The 20,222-nt window shown below is 72.9% G+C and carries 20 protein-coding genes; 8 read left to right on the top strand and 12 right to left on the bottom strand.

Annotated elements, in window-relative coordinates; translation table 11 throughout:
- Window positions 1-60: 60 nt before the first annotated feature.
- Genes AB0C33_RS25665 through AB0C33_RS25655 form a run of 3 tightly spaced genes read left to right on the top strand, consistent with a single transcriptional unit; the run spans window position 61 to window position 3,368 of the window.
- Window positions 61-1,371 carry an MFS transporter gene (locus AB0C33_RS25665; protein ID WP_358292063.1) on the top strand — a complete coding sequence of 437 codons (1,311 nt, stop codon included), beginning with the start codon at window positions 61-63 and terminating at the stop codon, window positions 1,369-1,371.
- A gap of 9 nt (window positions 1,372-1,380) precedes the next feature.
- Entirely contained in the window at window positions 1,381-2,046 is a 666-nt protein-coding gene (locus AB0C33_RS25660) for a response regulator transcription factor (RefSeq protein WP_358292061.1), read from the top strand.
- On the top strand, window positions 2,043-3,368 hold the full coding sequence (locus tag AB0C33_RS25655) for a HAMP domain-containing sensor histidine kinase (protein ID WP_358292057.1): 1,326 nt from the start codon (window positions 2,043-2,045) through the stop codon (window positions 3,366-3,368). Before AB0C33_RS25660 ends, AB0C33_RS25655 begins: the two co-directional genes overlap by 4 nt.
- On the opposite strand, the gene AB0C33_RS25650 is transcribed toward AB0C33_RS25655, so the two are convergent.
- A complete protein-coding gene (locus AB0C33_RS25650) occupies window positions 3,359-4,258 on the bottom strand; it encodes a TAXI family TRAP transporter solute-binding subunit (protein WP_358292055.1) in 900 nt (299 codons plus the stop codon). The genes AB0C33_RS25655 and AB0C33_RS25650 overlap by 10 nt on opposite strands.
- A gap of 26 nt (window positions 4,259-4,284) precedes the next feature.
- Here AB0C33_RS25650 and AB0C33_RS25645 point away from each other — a divergent pair, with 26 nt between their 5' ends.
- Window positions 4,285-5,016, top strand: coding sequence for a Mut7-C RNAse domain-containing protein (locus AB0C33_RS25645; RefSeq protein WP_358292053.1), 732 nt, complete (start codon window positions 4,285-4,287; stop codon window positions 5,014-5,016).
- 325 nt (window positions 5,017-5,341) lie between these two features.
- Window positions 5,342-5,821 (top strand): hypothetical protein, encoded by a 480-nt coding sequence (locus AB0C33_RS25640; protein ID WP_358292051.1) that lies wholly within the window; start codon window positions 5,342-5,344, stop codon window positions 5,819-5,821.
- Window positions 5,822-5,840: 19 nt separating this feature from the next.
- Here the strand turns inward: AB0C33_RS25640 and AB0C33_RS25635 are convergent, their stop codons facing one another.
- Window positions 5,841-6,080: a DUF397 domain-containing protein gene (locus AB0C33_RS25635; protein WP_352352481.1), complete on the bottom strand. Its 240-nt coding sequence runs from the start codon at window positions 6,078-6,080 to the stop codon at window positions 5,841-5,843.
- Window positions 6,071-6,844, bottom strand: a complete 774-nt coding sequence (locus AB0C33_RS25630; protein WP_352352480.1) for a helix-turn-helix transcriptional regulator — start codon at window positions 6,842-6,844, stop codon at window positions 6,071-6,073. Before AB0C33_RS25630 ends, AB0C33_RS25635 begins: the two co-directional genes overlap by 10 nt.
- Window positions 6,845-6,951: 107 nt before the next feature.
- Here AB0C33_RS25630 and AB0C33_RS25625 point away from each other — a divergent pair, with 107 nt between their 5' ends.
- Window positions 6,952-7,392 (top strand): ATP-binding protein, encoded by a 441-nt coding sequence (locus AB0C33_RS25625; protein ID WP_358292048.1) that lies wholly within the window; start codon window positions 6,952-6,954, stop codon window positions 7,390-7,392.
- Here the strand turns inward: AB0C33_RS25625 and AB0C33_RS25620 are convergent.
- Window positions 7,389-10,805: a protein kinase gene (locus AB0C33_RS25620; RefSeq protein WP_358292045.1), complete on the bottom strand. Its 3,417-nt coding sequence runs from the start codon at window positions 10,803-10,805 to the stop codon at window positions 7,389-7,391. The two genes, AB0C33_RS25625 and AB0C33_RS25620, sit on opposite strands and share 4 nt — an antisense overlap.
- Window positions 10,806-10,884: 79 nt before the next feature.
- Between AB0C33_RS25620 and AB0C33_RS25615 the strand changes: the two genes are divergently transcribed.
- Window positions 10,885-13,452 (top strand): BTAD domain-containing putative transcriptional regulator, encoded by a 2,568-nt coding sequence (locus tag AB0C33_RS25615; RefSeq protein WP_358292043.1) that lies wholly within the window; start codon window positions 10,885-10,887, stop codon window positions 13,450-13,452.
- Window positions 13,453-13,633: 181 nt separating this feature from the next.
- Complete coding sequence (locus tag AB0C33_RS25610; RefSeq protein WP_358292041.1) at window positions 13,634-14,107, top strand: hypothetical protein; 474 nt, start codon at window positions 13,634-13,636, stop codon at window positions 14,105-14,107.
- Between the two features lie 54 nt (window positions 14,108-14,161).
- On the opposite strand, the gene era is transcribed toward AB0C33_RS25610, so the two are convergent.
- The 8 genes from era to AB0C33_RS25570 form a co-directional block, all read right to left on the bottom strand.
- Window positions 14,162-15,079, bottom strand: a complete 918-nt coding sequence (gene era / locus AB0C33_RS25605) for a GTPase Era (RefSeq protein ID WP_358292039.1) — start codon at window positions 15,077-15,079, stop codon at window positions 14,162-14,164.
- Window positions 15,080-15,088: 9 nt separating this feature from the next.
- Window positions 15,089-15,559 (bottom strand): NUDIX domain-containing protein, encoded by a 471-nt coding sequence (locus AB0C33_RS25600; protein WP_358292776.1) that lies wholly within the window; start codon window positions 15,557-15,559, stop codon window positions 15,089-15,091.
- Window positions 15,560-15,566: 7 nt separating this feature from the next.
- Entirely contained in the window at window positions 15,567-15,893 is a 327-nt protein-coding gene (locus AB0C33_RS25595) for a cytidine deaminase (RefSeq protein WP_352352801.1), read from the bottom strand.
- Window position 15,894: 1 nt separating this feature from the next.
- Window positions 15,895-16,548 carry a hypothetical protein gene (locus AB0C33_RS25590; RefSeq protein WP_358292037.1) on the bottom strand — a complete coding sequence of 218 codons (654 nt, stop codon included), beginning with the start codon at window positions 16,546-16,548 and terminating at the stop codon, window positions 15,895-15,897.
- 307 nt (window positions 16,549-16,855) lie between these two features.
- Window positions 16,856-18,151, bottom strand: a complete 1,296-nt coding sequence (locus AB0C33_RS25585; protein ID WP_358292035.1) for a hemolysin family protein — start codon at window positions 18,149-18,151, stop codon at window positions 16,856-16,858.
- Window positions 18,148-18,624, bottom strand: coding sequence for an rRNA maturation RNase YbeY (gene ybeY, locus AB0C33_RS25580; RefSeq protein WP_352329052.1), 477 nt, complete (start codon window positions 18,622-18,624; stop codon window positions 18,148-18,150). Before ybeY ends, AB0C33_RS25585 begins: the two co-directional genes overlap by 4 nt.
- A complete protein-coding gene (locus tag AB0C33_RS25575; RefSeq protein ID WP_352352470.1) occupies window positions 18,621-19,658 on the bottom strand; it encodes a PhoH family protein in 1,038 nt (345 codons plus the stop codon). The genes ybeY and AB0C33_RS25575 overlap by 4 nt, the downstream gene beginning before the upstream one ends.
- A 90-nt stretch (window positions 19,659-19,748) precedes the next feature.
- Complete coding sequence (locus AB0C33_RS25570) at window positions 19,749-20,093, bottom strand: histidine triad nucleotide-binding protein (RefSeq protein WP_358292033.1); 345 nt, start codon at window positions 20,091-20,093, stop codon at window positions 19,749-19,751.
- Window positions 20,094-20,222: the final 129 nt, after the last annotated feature.

Genomic DNA, 20,222 nt, shown 5'->3' with positions numbered 1-20,222 from the left:
TCCGAACAACCTTCTGGGGAGAGGCTCTGGCCTGCATCCACTCCCCCCAGGAGGTCCTACATGAACAAAGCGCGCGTGCCGTGGAAGGCAGTGATCGGCGGCTCCGTCGGCAATCTGGTCGAGTGGTACGACTGGTTCGTCTACAGCAGCTTCGCCGTGTACTTCGCCGCTTCGTTCTTCCCTGACGGGGACGACACGGCCAAGCTGCTCAACACCGCGGCGATCTTCGCCGTCGGCTTCTTCATGCGCCCGCTCGGCGGCTGGCTGCTCGGCCGGTACGCCGACCGCCGGGGCCGCAAGGCGGCGCTCACGCTCACCGTCACGCTGATGTCGGCCAGCGCGCTGCTGATCGCCATCGCGCCGACGTACGAGTCGGTCGGTTACGCCGGCGCGCTGGTCCTGGTGGTCGCGCGGCTGCTCCAGGGCCTGTCGGTGGGCGGCGAGTACGCCGCCAGCGCCACGTACCTGACCGAGGCCACCCCGCGCGGCCGGCGCGGCCTCGCCTCCAGCTTCCAGTACGTCTCCATGACCGCCGGCCAGCTCGTCGGCCTCGGCCTGCAGATCATCCTGCAGAACACGATGTCGAAGGAGGCCCTGAACTCCTACGGCTGGCGGGTGCCGTTCGTGGTCGGGGCCCTGGCCGCCGCCGTCGTGTTCTACCTGCGCCGCAGCCTGCTGGAGACGGAGGCGTACGGCGAGGAGGAAGAGGAGCGCCGGGACAAGGGCACCATCCGGCAGCTCCTGGCGCACAAGAAGGAGGCGCTGCTGGTCATCGCCCTGACCATGGGCGGCACGGTCGCGTACTACACCTACACGACGTACCTCACCAAGTACCTGTCGAACACCGCGGGCCTGCCGAAGGAGACGGCCACGCTGGTCAGCTTCTGCGCGCTGTTCATCTTCATGTGCCTGCAGCCGCTGGCCGGGTCGTTGTCGGACCGCATCGGGCGCCGGCCGCTGCTGATCACGTTCGGGATCGGGTCGATGCTGGGCACGGTGCCGCTGATGACCGCGCTGGGCGGGGCGAGCGGCTTCGGGGGCGCGCTCGTCCTGTCGCTCGCCGGCCTGGTGATCGTGACCGGCTACACCTCGATCAACGCGGTGGTGAAGGCCGAGCTGTTCCCGACGCACGTGCGCGCGCTGGGGGTGGCGCTGCCGTACGCGATCGCGAACGCCCTGTTCGGCGGCACCGCGGAGTACGTCGCCCTGTGGTTCAAGGACAAGGGCATCGAGTCCGGCTTCTACTGGTACGTCTCCGCCTGCGCCGCCGTCTCCCTGGTCGTCTACCTGACCATGCGCGAGACCCGCGACGCGGCGCTGTCCCGTAGCGAGGGCGCCGAGCCGTCGGATCCGGTCACCGCCCGCGTCTAACCTGGCACCATGCGGGTTCTCCTGGTCGAGGACGACGATCGTCTCGCCTCCGCGCTCACTACGGCGCTGGCCCGGCACGGCCATTCGGTCACCCGCGCCGGCCTGGCCGTCGACGCCCTCCGCCTGGCGGGGGGCGTCGACTTCGTCCTGCTCGACCTGGGCCTGCCCGACATGGACGGGCTCGACGTGCTGCGCCGGCTGCGCCGCGTCTCGGCGGTGCCGCTCATCGTGGTCACCGCGCGCACGCAGGAGCGCGAGGTGCTGCGCGGACTGCGCTCGGGGGCCGACGACTACCTGGTCAAGCCGTTCCGCACGGTCGAGCTGATGGCCCGCATGGAGGCGGTGCTGCGGCGCGGCACGCGTCCGATGCCGGCGCGCGACCACGTGGTGTGCGTCGGCGACGTCCGCATCGACCTGGAGTGCAGGCAGGTCACGGTGGCCGGGCGGCCGGTGGCGCTGACCAGGCGCGAGTTCGACGTGCTGGCGCTGCTGGCCCGCGAGCCGGGCGTGGTGCGCAGCCGGGAGGAGATCCTCGACGAGGTCTGGGGCGATCCGCTGCTGTCGGCGTCCCGGTCGCTCGACGTGCACGTGGCGGGGCTGCGGTCCAAGACCGGGCGTCCCGGGCTGGTGGAGACGTTGCGCGGCACCGGCTACCGGCTGGGCCCGGCGGGATGAACGCGCGGCTGGTGGTCACGTTCACCACGCTGATCGTCTTCCTGATCGCGGCGCTGGCGGTGCCGCTCGGCCTGGCCTACGCCTCCCACCGGACCAACCGCCTGCTGCTCGACCGGCGCGCCGACGCCACCCGCTTCGCCGAGCTGGCCGACGCCGCGGCCCGCGACGACGACCGCACGGGCCTGATCACCGAGGTCTCCCGCTACGCCGACCTGTACGGCGCGGCCGTCCGGGTGCGCGACCGCGACGGCTCGATCCTGGTCTCGGCCGGCCGGTTCGAGGCCGACGACCGGGAGGCGACCCGGCTCGCGCTGTCCGGCCGCACGACCGAGGACCTGCCCACGGTCAGCCCGTTCGGCCCGGCCACGGTGCTGCTGGCCGAGCCCGCCGGGCGTGACGCGCAGGTGTCCGGCGTGGTGCTGCTGGAGGCCCCGACCGGGCAGGCCCGGCTGGACGTGTCGCTGGTCTGGGGCGCGCTGGCGGCGGGGGCGCTGGTCGCGCTGGCCTGGTCGGCGCTGGCGGCCCGGCGGCTGGCCCGCTGGATCCTGCGGCCGGTGACCGAGCTCGACCGCACCACGCGGGCCATCGCGCAGGGTCAGCTCGACGCGCGGGCGCATCCCGGGGCGGGCCCGTCGGAGCTGCGGCGGCTGGAGGAGCGCTTCAACGCGATGGCCGACGCGGTCTCGGCGGCGATGGAACGGCAGCGCGCGTTCGTGGCCGACGCCTCGCACGAGCTGCGCACCCCGCTCACCGTGCTCGGGCTGCGGCTGGAGAACCTGGAGCCGCACCTGCGCGAGGAGGGCACGGCCGAGTACGCCGAGGCGATGTCCGAGCTCGACCGGCTGGCGTTGCTGGTGGAGGACCTGCTGGCGCTGGCCAAGGTCGAGGCGGGCGCGGGCCTGGCGGGCAAGGAGGTCGGGCTCGGCGAGCGGCTGGCGGTGTGGCGCGAGGTCTACGCGGCCAAGGGCGTGTGCCTGGTGGCCGACGTCCCCGCGGGCGCGGTGGTGCCGGAGGCGGCGGCCAGGATCGCCGACATCGCCCTGGACAACGCCCAGAAGTTCGTCCCCGAGGGCGGCACGGTGACGGTCACGCTCGACGGCGGGACGCTGCGCGTCGCCGACGACGGGCCGGGGCTGGGCGCGGAGGAGCGGGCCGAGGCGCTGGGGCGGTTCTGGCGGTCGGGGGCGCACGCGAACGTCCCGGGCAGCGGGCTCGGCCTGGCCATCGCGGCCGAGCTGGCCAAGGCGTGCGGGGCCACCCTGCGGCTGCTGCCCGCCGTGCCGCACGGGCTGGTGGTCGAGCTGGCCCTGGCTCAGCCGTAGACCGAGCGGTAGTAGCGGGCCGCGCCCGGGTGCAGGGGCACGACGCCGGTGCCGATGGCGTAACGCCTGTCGAGGCGGCCGCCGGGAGCCGAGGGGGCCTGGAGGCGGTCGCGGGCGCGGAAGAGCGTCTCGGTGACGGTGAAGGCCAGGTCGTCGGGGAGCGTCGTACGGCACATCAGGTAGCTCGGCGTGCCCACGGTCGGCACCTGCCTGGCCAGCCCGTACGCGCCGGCCGGCACGGCGGCGTGCTCGTAGACCGGCCCGTAGCGGCGGCGCAGCACCGGCACCAGCGACTCCAGCGGCACCAGCGCGATGTCGTCGAGCGCGGCGAGCGCGGGCGTCGGCACGCCGCCCGACCAGAAGAACGCCTCGATGCGGCCGCCGCGCAGCTCGGTGACGGAGGCGTCGAGGCCGAGCCTGGTGATCTGCGGCGGCGTGCGCAGCCCGGCGGCCGACAACACGCGCGTCGCGGTCACCGCCGTGCCCGACCCCTCGACCCCGATCGACACCGGACGCCCCGCCAGGTCGCCGACGCCGGTGATGCGCGCGCCCTCGCGGACGACCAGATGCACGTAGTTCATGTACATCCGGGCCAGCGCGGAGACCGGCTGGTGGCGCACCCTGACCGCGTCGTCGGCGCTGTCGGCCAGCGCGAACCCGACGTCGGCCCGGCCGCCGGCCATCATGGTGAGGTTCTGGACGCTGGCCGCGGTCTCCACCACCCGCACGGTCAGCCCGTCGTGCCGCAGCTCGCCCGCCAGCCGCTGCCCGAGCGCGCCGTACGGGCCGCCCGCCAGCCCGGTGACCAGCCGCAGCTCGGCGGGGCTGGCCGTGGAGCAGCCGGCCACGAGCACGGCGAGCCCGAGGAAGGCTCGGCGGGACATGGGCATGATGTCACGGTATCCGGTCGCGCAGAATGGACAGTGTGACCGAACGGGACGCACGCCTGCGCATCGCCGCCGAGCTGAGGATGTTCGTGCCCGTGAGCCGCCGGGGGGAGTGGCAGCGGGTGACCACCGACGGCACCTCGACGCTCGGCCATCACGTGGAGTCGCTCGGCATCCCGCTGACCGAGGCGGGGCCGATGCTGTCGGAAGGCCGCGGCGTGGCCCCGTCCCACCTGCTCGCGCCGGGCGAGACGGTCGAGGTGCACCCGACGCCCCGGCCGCAGCCGCTGCCCGCCGGGCCGCGGTTCCTGCTCGACGTGCACCTCGGCACGCTGGCCCGGCGGTTGCGCCTGCTCGGCGTGGACACCGCGTACCACAACGACATGGACGACCCGGCGCTGGTGGTCCAGGCCAACGAGGAGTGTCGGGTGCTGCTCACCCAGGACCGCGGCCTGCTGCGCCGCCGCGCGCTGTGGCTGGGCGCCTACGTCCGCGGCTCGCGCCCCGCCGACCAGCTCCGCGACGTGCTCGAACGCTTCGAGCCGCCGCTGGCCCCGTGGACGCGCTGCACGGCCTGCAACGGCGTGCTCGTGCCGGTGACGAAGGAGGAGGTCGGGCCGCTGCTGGAGGCCGGCACCCGGCGCAGCTACGACGCCTACGGCCGGTGCGGCGACTGCGGACAGGTCTACTGGCAGGGCGCGCACAGCGACAACCTTGAGGAGATCGTGCAATCGGCGCGCATTTGGGCCAATAGCCGCTGATTCGCACTTTGAGAACGACCGTCAAGTTGATCTCAAAAAGACCCTCGGCCGGGGGTTACGCGGACGATCAAGGGTATGAGCAGGGGAAACGGCATCACCCGAAATCGGGTGCATACTGACACCCTTCCACCCCGTTGAGCAAAAGACTCCAATTCGACGTTTATCCGGAAAAAATCGGATACGTCGCGTTTCCGCGTATCCATCTCGCGGCGCACGATCGGGGGAAATACCGCAAATGGCCAAGAATCGAAAGCTCGGCCATGGCGCCGGGCCCGCTCCACGCGTATGGAGCGTCAGAAGGAAGTGGGCCACCGCCATTGTCGGCATGGCCACGACGCTGGTGGGCCTGCCCGGCGTCGTGGTGAAGTACAGCCAGGCGCAGAGCGAGCGGGAGACGCCCCGGCTCGTCATCACCGCGCCCGTCACCGGCCCCGGGGCCACCGCCTCGCCCTGCCCGCTGGTGAGAGGCACCGCCACGCTGCCCGAGGGCACGACCCTGCTGATCGGCGTACGCCGGACGACCGGCACGCCGCGCACCAGACACACCCGCTTCTACCGCGTCGACCCCGTGCGGGCCTCCGGCCAGTGGGACGTGCCCGTCTCGCTCGAAGGCGGCGACCCCGCGATGGCCGGGGAGTGGTACGCGATCACCGCGCTCACCGTGCCGACCGAGTGGGCCGACTTCCTGGAGAAGGTCGGCGGCACCCCGGGCGATCCGCTGATGTCCGCGTCCGCGATGCCGCCGCACGTTGGCGAGACGCCCTCCATAGAGGTCCAGCGGGACGCCGGCCCCGCCACCTGCTGAACCCACCGTGACCTCGCCGTCAGGCGCGGTCGAACTCGCTCGCCTTCACGCCCGCCACGAACGCGTCCCACTCGGCGGGCGTGAAGAACAGCTTGGGCCCGTCGGGGTCCTTGGAGTCACGCACGACGACCAGCTCAGCCTGCCCGCCCTTGTGCGCAGGGCCGCCAGGAACGTTCTTGAGCTCGGCGATCTCGACGCAGTTGCCGCCGTTGTCGCCGGAAAAACTGGACTTCTGCCACTGGACACAGCTCAGGTCCATCGTTCCACCATGGCTTTCTTTATCGTTTCAAGGGACATGCTCAAGGGCAACGCCTCGGTACGGATGGCCTCGAACCGCTCCACGGCCGCCGAGACGTCCTCATGATCGCTCGTCGTGATGCCGCGCACCGCGGTTTCCGCGTACAACACCTCGGAGCCTCCGTCCAGGGTCGCGATCACGAAGCCACCCGTCAAGCCGGAGTGCAGCCCGTGCGGGAGGACCTGGATGCTGAGCCGCGGGGTGACCGCGTCGAGCAGCCGCCGCAGTTGACCCTTCATCAGCTCCGGCCCGCCGATGGGCCGGAACAGCACCGCCTCGTCGATGACGCAGCGCAGCGACGGAGGGTCGTCGCGGGCAAGGATCGCCTGCCTCTCCATGCGCGCGGCCACCGCGGCCTCGTTGCCGCGCAGCAGGGCGCGGGCGTACTGCTCGGTCTGCAGGAGGCCGGGCACCAGGAGCGGCTCGTAGGTGCGCAGGGTGAGCGCCGCCTGCTCCTTCTCGTGCCACTTGCCGAACCAGGAGGGGAAGATCTGACCCTTGCGCCAGTCGAGCAGGCGGCGCAGGGCTCCGCCGGTGCCGAGGGCCTTGTCGCAGGCCTCGGCGAACTCGGGGCTGGCCGGGAGCTGACCGGTCTCGACGCCGCTGATCAGGCCCTCGCTGAAATGGATGCGCTCGGCGAGCTGCCCCTGTGTCAGGCCCGCCGCCTTCCGGTAGTGCCGCAACTCTCTGCCCCATATCGCCTGAGGCGCGTAGAAGTCGGCCACCCTGCCCTCCCCTCGCCCGGGTTCAACGCCAACGGCACGGACTTCAAAGTCCACTCCTTGCAATCAGATCACTACCGACCGTAGTCATATGGCGTCACGCTGGCCACATGAAATCCGAAAGTCCCGCCGTGACGCTCGCCGACCGGCGGCCCCTGCCGGACACGGTCCTCGGCGAACGGCGGATGCCCCGGCACCCCGGCTGCGTCTCCTCCGTGCGGCGGTTCGTCCGCGACGTCGCCAAGGATCACGAAGCGGCGGAGGCCGCCGTCGAGATCGCCCAGCTTCTCGTCTCGGAGCTGGTCACCAACGCGCTCACCCACGCCCGCTCGGCGGAACCCGTCCGGGTCGTGGTGGTCCGGGAGGGCCGGCTGCTGACCGTGGAGGTCCGCGACTCGTGCGCCACCCTTCCCCGGATGGGCCAGGCCGACCCGCTGGCCTGCCGGGGGCGGGGGCTGGCCATCGTCCACAGCCTGTCCCACGACTGGGGCTGGAACGCCGTGCCGCCCGGCAAGGCGGTCTGGTTCCAGGTCGTCGCCTGGGCGTCCTAGCGGCACACGTCGAACGGCTCGACCCCCGGCAGGTACGCCCGCCACTCCGCCGCCGTGAGCGCGCGGCCGGTGCGGGCGCACACGGTCGCGGCCACATGCCGCCGGTCGAGGTCGTGCGTACGGAAGGCGCCGTCGTCGTCCAGGGTGTACAGCTTGGTGCCGTCGGCCGAGAAGCCGAGCCAGGCGTTGTCGCCCGCCGACTCTGCCATCGCGTCGAACACGACCCCGACGTACCGCCGCGAGGCGACGTCCCACAGGCGGATCCGCGGGCCCTTCTCGTACGTGGCGATCAGCCGTCCGTCGGGCGACCAGACCGGCAGCGCGAACTGCTCCGCGCCCGGCACGCTGGGGAAGGCGCCGAGCATGGTCCGCAGGTCCCGGTCCCACAGCGTGATCCGGTCAGGATGCGAGAAGGCCACCTGGCGACCGTCCGGGCTGTAGGCGAAGGCGCCGCCGACCCGCCGCGCCTCGGCCCCCACCGGCAGCGCGGTCCCGCCCGCCGGATCGTAGAGCCGCACCTCAGGGCCTCCCATGAGCAGCCGCGAGCCGTCCGGCGCGAAGCTCATGGGCCCGGCGCCCGTCACCTTCGTGATCCGCGCCCGCGAACTCGTGAGGTCGTGCAGCTCCAGCGGCAGCTCCCCCTCGAACCTGGACGGCAGCACGGCCAGGGTCCGGCCGCCGGGGTCGAAGGCGAGCGCGTCGGCCTTCTCCGCCCCCTTCCCGGCCAGCCCGAACACCTGCGTCTCCCGCCCGCTCGCGACGTCGAGCACGCGGACGCGGGCGCCGTCGCCGTAGGCCAGCCGCGTGCCGTCCGCGCTGAAGGCCATCGCCGAGCCGTCGCCCTTCCAGGCGATCGGGCCGGCCAGACGGCGGCGGGTCGCCGGGTCGAGCAGTTCGAGCCGGTCGTCCCGCTTGACGGCCAGGACCCGGCCGTCCGGGCTCATCCGCAGGTCGGGCAGCTCATCGCCGAGCCGGGGATCGAACAGCGTGGAGACATCGACGGTGGAGACGCCGCCCGCCTCGTTCAGCAGGCGTACGGCCTTTCCCGCCAGGTCGAAGCGGACCTGCGTGACGCCGTCCGGCACCGGGAGCAGCAGAGCGGTCACCAGGCTGTCGCGCGGCCGCAGGACGAGCTGGTCCGCCGGACCCCACGTGGCCACGTACCGGCCGTCGAAGACCAGGTCCGCGGCCTGGCCGTTCGCGCCTTCGAGCTCGTACTCCGTGGTGCCGGAGGGCAGCTCGTACAGGCGGACCTTGGGTTTGTCGTGGCGGGCCACGTCCTCGACGACCACGAGGGCGCGGCCGTCGTCGCTGAACCTGGCCTCGACGGTGGTGCCGGTGCCGGGCAGCGTCGGCAGGTGCAGCCGCCGGCGGCGGCTCAGGTCCCACACCTCGGACCGGTCCTCGCTGTCGGCGACGAAGCCGTAGCGGCCGTCGGGGCTGACGCCGTTGAGTATCGCGCCGCCGGGGGCGGTGAGGGGCTTACGGGTGGCGACGTCCCACCATTGCTCGCCGTCGGAGCCGTACGGCACCGCGAGCCGGCGGCCGGTGCGGTCGAACTCCAGCGCCCCGAATCCGCTCGCCCTGCTCGCGAACCGGCCGCCGAGGCGGCTGCCGGTGACGGCGTCCCACAGCCGCACGCCCTTGTCGTCCAGGGCGGCCAGCAGGCGGCCGTCGAGGCTCACGGCGACGCTCCGCACGCCCGCGCCGAGTCCGGCCAGCTCGTGCAGCTTCCGGCCGGTCGGGACGTCCCAGACGCGGGCGGTGCCGTCCGTCACGGAGGCCAGGACGTGACCGTCCGTGCTGAGCGCCTGCACGCTCCCCGCGTCCACGTACGGCGCCACGAACACGTCGGTGACGTGCTGGGAGCCCGCGTCGTACAGCGTGCCCGCCGTCTCGACCAGTGCCGGGGCCAGCCGCCAGGCCGCCACGGAGAGCAGGCCGGCCAGCGCGGGCTCCAGCTCGCGCAGCCCGGCGGCGCGCAGCGCCAGCTCCCTGGCCAGCGCCTCGTCCCGTTGCCGGGCCGACTCCCTGCGCAGGTACTCCGCCGCGCCGAGCCCGCCCAGCGCCACCACCAGCAGCACCGCCAGCACGGCCGCGAGCAGGCCGCGCCGCCGGGTGCGCCTGCGGGCCTGTCCGGCGGCGGCGTCCAGGAAGTCGCGCTCGCGTCCGGCCAGGGTGAGGTCCTTGCGTTCGGTGGCGGCCCACTGCAGCGTGCGGTCCAGGTTGGTGCCCTGGAGCAGGTCGGCGGGCTTGCGGCCGTGGGCGTCCCATTCGGCGGCGGCCTCGGCCAGGCGGCGGTGCACGGGCAGCCCTTCGCGGTTGCCCGCCAGCCAGTCGCGCAGCCGCGGCCACGCCTGCACCAGGCCGGGGGCGACCAGCTCGTACGCGTCACCGTCCTGCGCCAGGATGCCCGCCGAGACGAACACGGCGAGCATCGAGTCGACCGCCTTGGTCTCGGGCAGCTCCTCGCGCTCCACGGGACGCAGGCCGTCGTCGTCGAGCAGCCGCAGGAAGACCTCGGGCACGGCCGTCCGCTCGTCCTCGCTCAGCTCGCCGTAGAGCTCTTCGGCGATCGCCCCCAGATCGGGCCCGGCCTGCCCCCTCAGCTCCCCCGCCACGATCCCGCCACGGGCCAGCGGGTCGCCGGCGTCCCGGCGGGCGCCCTCCCCCAGCAGGCGGAGCAGCAGGTCCCCGGCTGCGGGACGGGCGGCGGGATCACGGGCGGTGGCGGCCGACACCAGCGGGGCCAGCTCCTCCGGCAGCCCGGCGACGTCCGCCTCGAACTCCAGCACCCGGCCCACGACCGCCATCGGCTCGCCGGCCTCGACCGCGTCGCGCCCCCGCGCCGCGAACAGCACCACCATCCCCCACGCCCACACGTCGGCCGCCTCGGTGGCGGCGCGCCCGGTGAGCACCTCGGGCGCCATGTAGCCCGGCGTGCCCATGATCGGCCCGGTCGTGGTCGGCCCCACCTCCCTGGCCACGCCGAAGTCGATCACGCGCGGGCCGTCCGGGCCCAGGATGATGTTGTCCGGCTTGAGGTCGCGGTGGACGATCCCGGCCCGGTGGATGGCCGTCAGCGCGGTCGCGACGCCGATCGCCAGGCGGCGCAGCGCGTCCCCCTCGTACGCCCCCGCCTCCGCGGCCACCTCCCGCAGGCTCGGCCCCGGGACGTACTCGCTGACGATGTACAGCGGCGCGTCGTCCACCTGCGCCTCGATCACCCTGGCCGTGCAGAACGAGGCCACCCGCTGGGCCGCCGCCGCCTCCTTGGCCAGCCTGGACCGCGACTCCGCGCTGTCGGACCTGGGCACCTTGACCGCGACGCGCTCCCCGGCCTCGCCGTACGCCTCGTAGACCACGCCCTGGCCGCCCGCACCCAGCCGTGCGGCCAGCCAGTAACGGCCCAAGCGGTGAGGGTCGGACGAAATCAGGGGAGCCATCAGATGTGCCATTCTGATCGACATCTCCTCCGAAAAGGAAGGCCGCGTGGAATTCCGCATCATGGGGCCGCTCGACGTCCGCGACGGCGGCCGGGATCGCACCCCCACGACCCCGAAGCACCGGGACCTGCTGGCGATGTTCCTGCTGAACGCGGGCCGCCCGCTGACCGTGGAACGGCTGCGCCGGCTGCTGTGGCCACGCGAGGGCGGCGACCGCTCCGACTCCCTCGTCCGCGGGTACGTGGGCCAGCTCCGCCAGCTCCTGGGCAAGGACGTGATCACGACCGTGTCCGGCTCGTACGTGCTGGCGATCGGCGCGCACCAGCTCGACGTCGACCGGTTCCGGCTGCTGGTCGAGCGCGGCTCGTACGAGGAGGCGCTGTCGCTGTGGCGCGGCCCCGCCCTGGAGGACCTCGACCCCGACGGCGAGCGGTGGGAGGAGACCCGGCGCCTGCGCGAGGAGCTGGAGGAGCTGCGCCTGCTCGCCCTGGAACGCCGCGTCCAGGCCGACCTCGACGCCGGCCGCCACCGCGAGCTGCTGGCCGAGCTGAAACGGCTGACCAAGCAGCACCCGCTGTGGCAGCGCTTCCGCGGCCAGTACATGCTGGCCCTCTACCGCAGCGGCCGCCGGGTCGACGCGCTGGCCGCGTACGCGGTGCTGCGCGACCAGCTCGACGGCGGCCACGCGATCGAGCCCGACCCCGAGCTGCAGCTGCTCTACCACCGCATGCTCCACGACGACGTGTCGCTGCACGTCTCGGCGGGCCCCCCGGTGCTGCTGCCGCCGGACATCGCGAACTTCACCGGCCGCGCCGACCTCCTCGACCGGGTGGTCGGCGGCCACGTCGTCGTGCACGGCCAGGCCGGCGCGGGCAAGTCGGCCCTGGCCGTGCACGCCGCCTGGCGGGCCCGCGAGTCCTTCCCCGACGGCATCCTGTACGCCGACCTGCGCGAGACCACGGCCCCCTCGGCCGTCCTGGAGGACTTCCTGCGCTGGCTCGGCTGCCCGGCCCAGGCCATCCCGGCCGGGCTGGAGCAGCGCGAGCGCCTGTTCCGCACCTACACGGCCAACCGCCGCCTGCTGGTCCTGCTGGACAACGCCGCCGGCGAGGCCCAGGTGCGCCCGCTGCTGACGTCCTGCCCGACGGTCGTGACCAGCCGCTCGTCGCTGGGCGGCCTGACCGGCGCGACCCGGCTGTCGGTCGGTGTGCTCGACCGGCAGGACGCCCTGGCCCTGCTCGTGGCCGGCTCCGGACGGCCCGCGGACGAGGCGCTGCACCGGCTGGCCCGCTTCTGCGGCGGCCTGCCGATCGCGCTGCGCATCGCCGCGTCCAGGCTGGCGGCCCGCCCGAACTGGACGGTGGACTACCTGGTGGGCCTCCTTGAGGACGAGCACAAGCGGCTCGACCGGCTGCACGCGGGCGACCAGACGGTCCGCAGCGTGTTCGCCATCGGCTACGACGGGCTGCCCGAACCGGCCAGGCGGACGTTACGCGGCCTCGGCGCCCTGTCGGCCCCCGACTTCGCCGACTGGCTCACCGACCGGCTCGGCGGCGGCGCCGAGGCCCTGGTGGACGCCGGCCTGCTGGAGACGCACGGCGTGGACGCGGCCGGCCAGATCCGCTACCGCATGCACGACCTGACCCGGCTGTTCGCGCGCGAGCAGCCGCTGCCGGGCGTGCTGGCCGAGGTGTCGGAGCTCGTTCTGGCCCGGGTGCGCGCCTCGCGCTTCTCGCTGGTGTCGGGCGACCCCGGCACGGCCGTGGCGACCAGGGACATCAGGGAGTCGGTCGAGTGGCTGGACGCCGAGCGGCCGTTCCTGGTGAGCCTGGTGGCCGATCTGCACGCCGCCGGGCTCGACGATCCGTGCTGGCGGCTGGCGCACCTGCTGGGGCCGTACCTGGAGCGGCACCGGTTCCTCGACGACTGGCGGGCGGTCTCGGAGCGGGCGCTGGAGTCGGCGCGGCGGGCCGGGGACGACCGGGGTGAGGCGCTCGTCCTGCTCGGCCAGGGCGACCTGCACCTGGCCGAGCGCGAATGGGACCTGGCCCACGAGAAGCTGCGGCTGGCGCTCGGCATGTTCCTGCGGCAGGGCCGCACCCGCGACGTCAACCAGACCCGGCGCCGCCTGGGCCGGGTGCACCTGGAGCGGGACCGGCTGGAGGAGGCCGAGCGGGCGCTGCTGGCCTGCCTGGAGGCGGCCGACCACCAGCGGGACGCCGCCGACGCCGAGCGCGTGCTCGGCGCGGTGCTGCGCCGCGCGGGCCGGTTGGAGGAGGCCGCCGTCCACCTCCTGGCGGCCGTCGGTCACCTGACGGAGCTGGGCGACCGTCATCGGCAGGCCGACACCCTGCTCGACCTGGCCGCCGTACGGCTGGCGCAGGGCGCCAGAGCCGACGCCAGGTCGGCCGCCGAACGTGCCAGGGGCATCGCCGTACGGCTCGGCGACCGCCTGCTGGACGCGTACGCGCTGCTGGCCCTGGCCGGGGTCAACCGGGCCGAGGGGGCCGCCGGGCGCGCCCGCGAGCTGGCCAGGGCCGCCCTGGAGGTCTTCGACGAGACCGGCGACCGCCGTGCCGCCGCCAACGCCCGCGCCTTCCTCTCCACCCCCTGACCCCGCTGCTGTGCACCCCGCGGGTCCGCACTCCACTACCCCGCGGCCCTGCACCCCGCAGGCCATCACCCGGGCCCCGTCGCCCCCTCCCCACCCCCGCCCGCCGCGGTGGGTGGCCGGCTTGGTGACGAGTCCGTCGCGTCGGGTGGTGAGGGCCGGGGGCCCGGCTTACAGTGATCGTGTGGCCGATGACCTCAAGCCCGCCCGGACGACGTCCGCCCGCCGCGGCGCCGCGCTGGCCGTCGCCGTCGCGGCCGCCCTCCTGGTGCTCACCGCGATCATGCCCTGGGCCGGCGTCGAGGCCCGCAGCGACCTGATCGGCGCCGGCGTCTCCGACGACGTGCGCGGCGTCGACGTCAGCACGGGCCTCTACACGCTGCTCGCCGGGCTGGCCGCGCTGGCGCTCGGGGTCACGGGCCTGCTGGGCGGCCGGCCGCGCGTGGCGGCGCTGGCGGTGGTGCCGGGCGCGGTGGCCACGCTGCTGCTGGTGATGTTCGTCGCCGACCCGCAGCGCCTCGGCGACCGGCTCTCCATCGACCTGGGCGGGCTGCTGTCGGTCGAGCCGGTCATCAGGTTCGGCTGGTTCGCCGCGCTGGCCTGCTCGGTCGCGATCGTGGTGCTGTCCGTGCTGGCCCTGGTGCGCCGCGCACGCTGACCGCCCGGCCCGGCGGGATCACCGGCGGGATCACCGGCAGGGTCACCGGCGGCGTCAGTCGAAGAAGCCGAGGCGGCGCAGCTGCTTGGGGTCGCGCTGCCAGTCTTTGGCCACGCTGATCCGCAGGTCGAGGTAGACCCGCGTGCCGAGCAGCGCCTCGATCTGCTTGCGGGCCTTGGTGCCCACGTCGCGCAGCCGCTCGCCCTTGTGCCCGATGACGATGGCCTTCTGGGAGGGCCGCTCGACGAACATGTGGGCGTAGATGTCGAGCAGGTCGTCGCGCCCCTCGCGGGGCATCATCTCGTCGACCACCACGGCGATCGAGTGCGGCAGCTCGTCGCGCACGCCCTCCAGGGCCGCCTCCCTGATGAGCTCGCCCACCATCACCTGCTCGGGCTCGTCGGTGAGCTGCCCGCCCTCGTACAGCGGCGGTGACTCGGGCAGGTGCTCGATCAGCACGTCGCCCAGCACGTCGAGTTGCTCGCCCGACTGCGCCGACACCGGCACGACCGCCGCGAACTCGGCCACCTGCGACACCGCGAGCAGTTGCTGGGCGACCTGCTCCCGGCTCGCCAGGTCGCACTTGGTCACCACGGCGACCACGGGCGTCTTCTTCACCGCCGCCAGCTTGTCGGCGATGAAGCGGTCGCCCTTGCCGATCGGCTCGTTGGCCGGCACGCAGAAGCCGATCACGTCGACCTCGGTGAGCGTGGACAGCACCAGGCTGTCCAGCCGCTCGCCGAGGAGGGTGCGCGGCCGGTGCAGGCCCGGCGTGTCCACGATGACGATCTGGGCGTCGGGGCGGTGCACGATGCCCCTGATGACCCGCCTGGTCGTCTGCGGCTTGGACGAGGTGATCGCCACCTTGGCGCCGACCAGGGCGTTCATCAGTGTGGACTTGCCGACGTTCGGCCTTCCCACGAAGCAGGCGAATCCGGCGCGATGATTGTCTGGCGAAGTCACATTGTGCATTGTCGCTTATCAGCTGCCATGTTCACGCCACCAGGCGAACGCGTCGGGCAGCGCAAGGGGTGTCCAGGCCGGCGTCGTCAGGCCGCCGGCCTCGTGCTCGGTCACCCACCGGTAGTCGTTGATCTCCTCGCCGTCGGGGGTCGGCGTGCCGGAGGCGAGGGTGCAGGCGTACATGGCGATGACGTACGCCACCTCGTGGCCGTTGGGGTAGACCGTGCGGTACTCGGGGCCGCCGTAGACGCCGACCAGCCCGCGTACCTCGACCTCGACGGCCAGCTCTTCGCGCAGCTCCCTGACCACCGCGTCCTGCGGGCGCTCGCCGGGGTCGACGCCGCCGCCGGGGGTGGCCCACAGGCCGTCGTCGCCGTGCCGGGCCATCAGCACCCGCCCGGCGCGGTCGAAGACGCACCCGTTGACCGACGGCAGCATGAGCAGGTCGTTGCCGATCTTAGCGCGCAGCCGGGCCAGGAACGGCGACATGGCCACGTCAGGACCTCAGCGTGCCGTCGGGACCGGCCACGAGCAGGGCCTTGACGCCCAGCTCGGCCGCGACCGCCTCGTCGGCCGGGTCGGGCTCGCCCGCCGTCACCAGCGCGACCGCCTCCAGCGAGCGCGCGCCGCCGGAGACGGCCATGGCCACCGCGACCTGCACGGCCGACAGCGTCAGCGACGACAACGCGACGCCGGTCGCCGAGTACGTGCGGCCGGTCTCGTCGCGCACGGCGGCGCCCTCGGCGGCCTCGTTGCGCGCCCTGACCGCCCGCGCCAGGGTGATGATCTTGCTGTCTTCAGGATCGAGAGTCACGGGAACCAGGTTAGGCCGTGGACATCGACAGCAGGGCGGCGACCAGCTTCCTCGTCCGGTCCCGGTCGACGTCGCTCATGCCCGCGTGCACGACCGACACCAGCGTGTCGCCGTCCCGCGAGAGCACGACGTCGAGGGCGTACGGGTAGCCGTTCAGCCGTCCGCGCAGCCGTGCCGCGGCGGCCTCGTCCCCGGAGCGGGCGGCGTCGCCGACGTCCAGCCTGCGGGCCCGCAGGGCGGTGCCGCCCGACGTCCGGATCTCCCTGCACGACTCCAGGGCCTCGCTGAGGTCGTCGAAGCGCGCCTCGGCCTCCTCGCCGGCGTACCTGGCCAGGCCGACGGCCGCCCGCTCCCCCAGGCCGTCCCCCTGGTAGCTGACCGCCGCCTGGCCGGTGAGCCCCTCCTCGGGCGCGTGCCCGGCCGCCACGTCGAGCGCGGCCCGGCACGCCTGGTCCACCCGGCCGAACGGCACCCGCCAGGCCTGCTCGGGCCGTTGCGCGAAGCCGTCCGGCAGGCTCGGCCGCCTGGTCAGCACCTCACGGAGCTGGGCCATGGCCTGGGCGTCGACGACGGCCGCCACCTTCCCGTCCGCCCCGCCGCCGCTGCCCGCGCAGCCCGTCAGGGTCGCGGCCAGCAGCCCGTACACGATGATCCGCGCTTTCATGATTCCCCCTGGACCGCAGCCTCCCCCGGCGACGAATGCGGCAATCTCCGCAGAGTTTCCACCAAACGCAAAAAGGGTGCCCTCGCCCGGTTTCCAGACGAGAACACCCTTTACGCCGATCGACGTCCTGGCCGGCTAGCTGGCCGGAACGCCGTCGTCCCCCCAGGAGCGCCCTCCGGCCGCGAACCCCACCCGGCGTTCGGACGCTTCCTCGTGACACCCACCGCACCGGGTGTCAGGTATGAGACTGCCGGACCCCGCTTGCAGACGACTTGTAGAACGCTTGCGACATCTCCCCGCAAAGTGGTCAGTCACGGTCGGCGGCGGCCTGGACGTCGTCCTCCGCAGACGGCGCGATCCGGCGGACGACGACCGTGCTGATGCGGTTGCGCCGCCCGGCCAGGCTCTCGGCCGTCAGCTCCAGCCCGGCCACCTCCGCCTGCGACCCGGCGATCGGCACCCGGCCGAGCGCGTGGGCCAGCAGGCCGCCGACCGTCTCGACGTCGTCGACCTCGATCTCGGTGTCGAACAGCTCGCCCAGCTCGTCGACCGGCATGCGGGCGGTCACCCGCAGCGCGCCCTCGGACATGGTCTCCACGCGCGGGGCCTCCTGGTCGTACTCGTCGGTGATCTCGCCGACGATCTCCTCCAGGACGTCTTCGATGGTGACCAGGCCGGCGGTGCCGCCGTACTCGTCGATGACGATCGCGATGTGGATCTGCCGGGCCTGCATCTCGCGCATGAGCTGGTCGATGGGCTTGCTCTCCGGCACGTACGCGGCCCGCCGCATGATCGACTCGACCGTCTCCTTGCCGCCGCCCTCGCCCGACTCGTGGATCTTGCGGGCGATGTCCTTGAGATAGGCGATGCCGATGACGTCGTCCTCGTTCTCGCCCACGACCGGGATGCGGGAGAAGCCGCTGCGCAGCGCGAGCGACAGCGCCTGGCTGATCGTCTTGCCGCGCTCGATGTAGACCATGTCGGTGCGGGGCACCATGACCTCGCGGACCAGCGTGTCGCCCAGCTCGAAGACCGAGTGGATCATCTCGCGCTCGTCCGGCTCGATCACCCGGCGCTCCTCGGCCAGGTCGACCAGGTCGCGCAGCTCGGCCTCGGAGGTGAACGGGCCGTCGCGGAAGCCCTTGCCGGGGGTCAGGGCGTTGCCGAGCAGGATGAGCAGCTTGGGCAGCGGGCCGAAGATGCGGGTCAGGCCGTAGACGATCGGCGCCCCGGCCAGCGCGACCGGCTCGGCGTGCTGGCGCCCCAGCGTCCGCGGCATGACCCCGACGACGACGTAGCTCACCACGATCATGACGGCCGCGGCGGCCACGTAGGCCCAGCCCTGGTCGTGCATGAGGTCGATGAACAGCAGCGTGGCGATGACCGTCGCCACCAGCTCGCAGCTCAGGCGCAGCAGCAGGAGCAGGTTGAGGTAGCGGGGCGGGTCGGTGACGATGGCCTGGAGCCGATCGGCCCCGCGCCGGCCCTCGCGCACGAACTCCTCCGCGCGCACCCGGGAGATGCGCGTCAGTGCCGTTTCCGCACTGGCGATCAGGCCACCGATGATCACAAGGGCGATGGCCCACAGCAACCAGGCGTTCACCGCGAGTCGCGCACCTCCTGCCAGGACTCGAGCATCTGGGCCTGCAGCCCGAACATCTCCTTGTGCTCCTCGGGCTCGGCGTGGTCGTAGCCGAGCAGGTGCAGGATGCCGTGGGTGCACAGCAGCTCCAGCTCGGCCTGGGCGCTGTGCCCGGCCTCCTTGGCCTGCCTGGCCGCGACCTGCGGGCAGAGCACGACGTCGCCGAGCAGCGCCGGGTCGGCCGGGCTCTCGCCGTCGCCGCGCGCGCCGCCGCCGGGACGCAGCTCGTCCATCGGGAAGGCCAGCACGTCGGTCGGGCCGGGCTCGCCCATCCACTTCTCGTGCAGCTCGGACATGGCGTCTTCGTCGACCACCACGATGGACAGCTCGGCGAGCGGGTTGATGCCCATCTCGCCGAGCACGTGGGTGGCCAGCGCGACGAGGTTCTCCTCGTCGACGCCGACGCCGGACTCGTTGTTGATCTCGATGCTCACGGGCGTCGTTTCCCCCGGTGGATGGCCTTCGGCTCCTGGGCGGCCTGGGTGGCGTCGTAGCGCCCGTAGGCGTCGACGATGTCGCTCACCAGCTTGTGGCGCACCACGTCGGCGCTGGACAGGCGGGCGAAGTGGATGTCGGGGATGCCCTCCAGGATGTCCTGGACGACCCGCAGCCCGCTCACCGTGCCCGAGGGCAGGTCGACCTGGGTCACGTCGCCGGTCACCACGATCTTGGAGTTGAACCCCAGCCGGGTCAGGAACATCTTCATCTGCTCGGCCGAGGAGTTCTGGGCCTCGTCGAGGATGATGAAGGCGTCGTTGAGGGTACGGCCGCGCATGTACGCCAGCGGCGCGACCTCGATCGTGCCCGCGGCCATCAGCTTCGGGATCGAGTCGGGGTCGACCATGTCGTGCAGCGCGTCGTAGAGCGGCCGCAGGTAGGGGTCGATCTTCTCGTAGAGGGTGCCGGGCAGGAAGCCGAGCCGCTCGCCCGCCTCGACCGCCGGCCTGGTCAGGATGATGCGGTTGACCCGCTTCTCCTGCAGCGCGCGCACGGCCTTGGCCATCGCCAGGTACGTCTTGCCGGTGCCCGCGGGCCCGATGCCGAACACGATCGTGTGCTGGTCGATCGCGTCGACGTACCGCTTCTGGTTGACGGTCTTCGGCCTGATCGTGCGGCCGCGGGAGGACAGGATGTCGAGCGAGAGCACCTCGGCCGGACGGTCGGAGGTCATGCGCAGCATGGCGATGCTCCGCTCGACCGCGTCGGGCGTGAGCTCGCCCCCGCTGCGCAGCACCTCGACCAGCTCCTCGAACAGGCGCACGACCGCGCCGCTCTCGTCGGGGCTGCCGGTGACGGTGATCTCGTTGCCCCGCACGTGGATGTCGGCCCTGAAGGCGCCCTCGATGACGCGAAGCAGCTCGTCACGGGAGCCGAGGAGGCTGACCATCGGGTATTCGTCCGGAATCAGCACCTTGGCTTGAGTGCGCGAGGGAGGTGCCGTGCGTCGGGATTCATGTAGTTCGGACATGGGCAGGCCAGCGGCCTGATGCCTCCCGGTCTGTTCGGTGTTCTTCTCCGCCCATCGTATCCGGCACCAGGCTGATTGCTCGCGTCAATATCAGCCGGGCGGCCACGTGAGGTCACGCCCTCCGAGAACATGGGCGTGCACGTGGAAGACGGTCTGGCCGGCGCCGGGGCCGGTGTTGAAGACGATCCGGTAGCCCCCCTCGGCCACGCCGTCCTGGACGGCGACGGCGTGCGCGGCCTTGAGCACGTCGTCGGCGAGCCCGTCGTCGGCGGCGGCCATGGACGCCGCGTCGGGGTGGTGCGCGCGCGGGATGACCAGCACGTGCGTCGGGGCCTGCGGATTGATGTCGCGGAACGCCAGCGCCCTGGCGTTCTCGTAGACGACGTCGGCCGGAATTTCCTTGGCCACGATTTTGCAGAAGAGGCAGTCGCTCACGGCAGTACCCTATCGAGAGCGACCGTTCGGCAGTCCGTTGCGAATCGGTAATCCGTGGTGTCGTGCGCCCGAAGATCCGCGCGGTTAGGGTGAGTGTGCGACACTTCAGAGCAAAAAAGTTGATTCAGG

This window comes from Nonomuraea sp. NPDC048881 (assembly GCF_040649795.1).
GTDB lineage: Bacteria > Actinomycetota > Actinomycetes > Streptosporangiales > Streptosporangiaceae > Nonomuraea.
The sequence above is the reverse complement of the archived record's forward strand: the minus strand, read 5'-3'. Positions and strand labels throughout refer to the sequence as shown.